We start from the raw sequence: 4,354 nt of genomic DNA on the forward strand, positions 1-4,354 counted from the left end.
AGCGGCCTGGATCAACAAGCCGGCACCAGACGGTCCACTGATCCCGGCACAACGTTAGAACGATCTATCTGCCTTGATCCCTTTGACAGGTTCCGTTCCGCCCCCTCAGCGCCCATTGACCTGTGCGACTCAAGACCACTCCTGGCGAAGTGACGCTCACCCTTCCTCCTTCCTGCCGCCCGCGTACCTCCTCCGGACTGCAGGCGGCGCGACCCGCTCAGGGGTCACTGTGTTCAGCGCGTTCCAGGTCCTGCGTGTCACAGGCGGCGGCCTGACCTTACGAGATCACCAAGCTTTCGAACTCGAGTCGCCGTGTATCTGGTGCTCGCGGGCGATCGGCTGGATGTGTGACGCCAGGGACCCTCGGTGCGGCAGGCGTTGGGAGGCTGGGCAACGCTGCGACCTGGGACTGGGCTGTGGTGCTTTTGCGGGCCTGCATGGTGAAGTTCGTGTCGATCGCCTTGGGGTTGGCGGTCCGGGCAGGCTGGGCTGCCGGTCGTCGCCCGCGCAATAACCTGGAGTAGTTGTGGAGTTGGTGCCTGGGTGGGGTGATGCGCGAGGGTGTTCTGTTCACTGTCGATTGCGGTCTTGTCAGTGGGCTGTGTGGCGGACAAGACTGCCGATGTGAGTGGTCGCACTGAGGTCTGTGTCTGCTGCTGTGGTGTTGCTTCGCGTGTGGCTGCTGCCGTTGTGGTGGTCGGGTTGCGGTCCACGGTTGCGAGTGTCCGTTGTGGAGGGGCGGCGCTGCAGTGATGTGGCGGGTGTGTGCGCCGATAGCCGAGGGCGTAGTGGACCCCGCGCGTGGGCCGCCTTCCTCGCGGGCGTGTGAACTGCACGATCCGTTGATTTTTCGGATGGAAGGTGGAGCAGCTCGTGGGTCATGTGCGCAAGACGGGAGTGAGTCGGCGGCGTGTGCTGGGCACGGCAGCCGGACTGGCCGCGGCCGCGGCGGGAGTGCCGTCCGCAGTCGCGTTCGCGGCACCGCCGCAGACGCTGCCGGAAAAGGCCCGCTGGAACAGACACGCGGCCCACGTGACGATCACGCGGGACGACTGGGGCGTTCCGCACATCGTGGGCACGTCGGATGCCGACGCGGTGTTCGGAATGATGTACGCGCAGGCTGAGGACGACTTCAACCGGATCGAACGAAACTACCTCGTCGCCCTGGGCCGCCTCGCCGAGGCCGAGGGAGAGAGCGCCATCTGGCAGGACCTGCGCCAGCGGCTGTTCCTCGACCCGGAGGCGCTGAAGAAGGACTATGCGAAGTCTCCCGCGTGGCTGCGCACGTTGATGCAGGCCTGGGCGGATGGGCTCAACTACTACCTCGCCACACACCCCGAGGTGCGTCCGCGCGTGCTCGACCGGTTCGAGCCGTGGATGCCGCTGAGCTTCTCGGAGGGCAGCATCGGCGGCGACATCGAGTCGGTGCTGCTCACCCAGCTCGAAGCCTTCTACGACAAGCGGGACGTGCCGATGACCGACGCGGAACGCGGGCTGATGCTGCGCGAACCCACGGGGTCGAACGGCTTCGCGATCGCGCCGAGCCACACGCGTGACGGCCACGCGTTGCTCCTGATCAACCCGCACACCAGCTTCTTCTTCCGCTCGGAACAGCATGTGACGAGCGGCGAGGGGCTCAACGTCTACGGTGCCGCCACCTGGGGCCAGTTCTTCATCTACCAGGGCTTCAACGCGCACACGGGGTGGATGCACACGACGAGCGGCGTCGACAACATCGACGAGTTCGCCGAGACGATCGTGACGGGGGCCGACGGGAACCGCTACTACCGTTACGGCGACGAACTGCGCCCCGTCACAACGACGACGATCACCTTGTCCTTCCGTACCGAGGAGGGCGGACAGGACAAGCGCAGCTTCACCACGTTCGCCACCCATCACGGCCCCATCGTGCGTGAGGCGGACGGCAAGTGGATCGCGTGTGCGCTGATGAACAAGCCCGTCGAGGCGCTCACGCAGAGCTTCCTGCGTACCACGACGGGAAACTACGTGGACTATCTCCGGGTGGCGGGCCTGAAGGCGAACAGCTCGAACAACACGCTCTTCGCGGACTCCAAGGGTGAGATCGCCTTCCTGATGCCGCAGTTCATGCCGGTGAGAGACGATCGCTTCGACTATCGCAGGCCCGTCGACGGCAGTGATCCGGCGACCGACTGGCACGGACTGCACAGCCTGGACAGCATGCCGCACGTCGTGAACCCGAAGAACGGCTGGGCGTTCAACACGAACAACTGGCCGTGGACCGCCGCCGGTGCGGACAGTCCCCACGCGGCCGACTACCCACGGTACTTCGACAGGGCCGGCGAGAACCCGCGCGGGCCACAAGCGGAGCGGGTGCTGTCCGCGCGTGACGACTTCACTCCGCAGACATTGATCGAGGCCGCGTTCGATCCGTACCTGACGGCTTTCGCGCGGCTCGTTCCCGGGCTCGTCGCAGCGTGGAACCAACTGCCCGAGGGCAACGGACAGAAGGCGACGCTGGCCGGCCCGGTCGGTCTGCTGCGTGACTGGGACCACCGGTGGGCCGCGGAGTCGACCGCGACGTCGGTGGCCGTGTTCTGGGGTGAAGACCTGTGGGCGCTCACGTCCCAGGCGGCGGCGGACGCAGGAATGTCGGTGTGGGACTACATGGCCGACCGCGCCAGTGACGCGCAGCGACTCGACGCGCTCGAGACCGCGACACGGCGACTGGCACGGGACTTCGGCAGCTGGAAGGTGCCCTGGGGCGACATCAACCGCTACCAGCGCAACGACGCAGCGATCGTCCAGCAGTTCAGCGACGCCAAGCCGAGCATCCCGGTGCCCTTCGCCTCATCGCGCTGGGGCTCCCTCGCCTCGTTCGGAGCGAAGGCCTACCCGGGAACGAAGCGTTACTACGGCACCAGCGGCAACAGCTTCGTGGCGGTAGTGGAGTTCGGGCCGCGACTGCGCGCCTGGGCGGTGACGGCGGGCGGCGCGAGCGGACACCCCGATTCACCGCACTTCGACGACCAGGCCGAACGCTACGCCAAGGGTGACCTGCGGCCGGTCTACTTCTATCCGGATGACCTCAAGGGTCACATCGAGCGGAGGTACCGTCCAGGCAGATAGGGTCGGGTTGGCCCTTGCGCCGACGACGCGGAATCGAGCCGCAGATGGCTTTCGGCTGAAGCCTTGCAATGCCTTTCGCCGCGTGGGCGACCGATCTTTACGGCCCCGATGCTGACCAGCCCCGCCAGGAGCACATTGCCGGGCGGGGCTGGTGTGTTGACAGGGGACGGGACCGGGGAACTTTTGCGAGGCCGTCGCCGTTGTTGAAGCCCTGTGTCGCTCGAAAAATTGTCGTCGCAGGTGGCAGCGGTGACGGTTCGTCGGCTGGGAGGACGTCCGGATGATCGTGTCCCTGTTGTACAAGGTGACCCGGAAGTTGCCCTCCCTGCCATCGTTGCTGCTCCGCGGGGATGCGGCAAAAGACGCCGAGTTGCTCGTCCTGCGCCACGAGAACGCGGTACTGGGAGATGAGGTTCCAGAGGAAGTAGCACCAGGTTGGAAGCAAGTACACGAAGCGGTACACAGCGGAGTTCAAACGGGACGCGATCGCGCTCGTCGACTCCACCTCAGCCGCTATGGGCTGGACGACTACATGCGGATCAAGCACGTCATGGCCGCCCACATCACGCTCTGAAACCCGCAATGACATACCCGCGCCGGCTGGGCCGAGCCGTTCGGCCGCCCGGCGCGGTCGCCGCTGTGCGGTGGCAGACCGCTGTGGCGAGCGCGAGGACACGCTGCACGACGCGCACGGCAACGCCCTCGAGCCAGGCGCGAAGCCCAGGCCGGGGCCGACCGCGATGCCGTCATGTGGCCCGCACGATGAAGCCGGCGACGACGGTGGCTGGGCACGGTTCGACGTCCGGCTACAGCCGCGCCAAGTTCCCCCACTGGATTGCACAGGGGGAGTCCTGCGACACCCCGCTGCTGCCGATGCCGCATCCGGCTACCGCGGACGCTGCGGGAGTCGCGAAGGTACCGCGTGTGCGGTACCCGGCCGATCATCCGCGCGCTGGAGTCGGCTGCGCTCGCCCGAGTGGGGTTCCCTCTTTCACCCCTGCCCACGCGCCTGGGAAGCTTCCCCGCCCTCACTCCCGGAGGTCCATGTGTGTGACCTGCACGATCAGCACGAGCACGAGCACGAACCTCTGAACACGAGCGGCCCCACACTCAGCAGACGACGCATCATGCAACTCCTCGGCGCCGCCGGCTGACAGCCGCCGCGATGACCGCGGAAGCCGACCCCGCAATGGCAGCCGCCGCGGACGACAGCCCGGCCGCCGGCTACCACGCCCCCACGGGCCTC

Annotated in this window: 2 protein-coding genes; both read left to right on the top strand. The window is 66.9% G+C overall.

Annotation, left to right across the window (positions count from 1 at the left end):
* Positions 1-861 precede the first annotated feature (861 nt).
* Positions 862-3,108 (top strand): penicillin acylase family protein, encoded by a 2,247-nt coding sequence (locus tag ACWEK3_RS42045; protein ID WP_450547496.1) that lies wholly within the window; start codon positions 862-864, stop codon positions 3,106-3,108.
* Between the two features lie 280 nt (positions 3,109-3,388).
* Positions 3,389-3,682: a hypothetical protein gene (locus tag ACWEK3_RS42050; RefSeq protein ID WP_450547497.1), complete on the top strand. Its 294-nt coding sequence runs from the start codon at positions 3,389-3,391 to the stop codon at positions 3,680-3,682.
* The last annotated feature ends 672 nt before the right edge of the window (positions 3,683-4,354 follow it).

The organism is Streptomyces sp. NPDC004721 (assembly GCF_053601495.1).

What these genes read in the sequence shown, in the direction of transcription:
- ACWEK3_RS42050 (WP_450547497.1), top strand. Translation starts at nt 3,389, where the DNA reads ATGATCGTGTCCCTGTTGTACAAGGTGACCCGGAAGTTGCCCTCCCTG.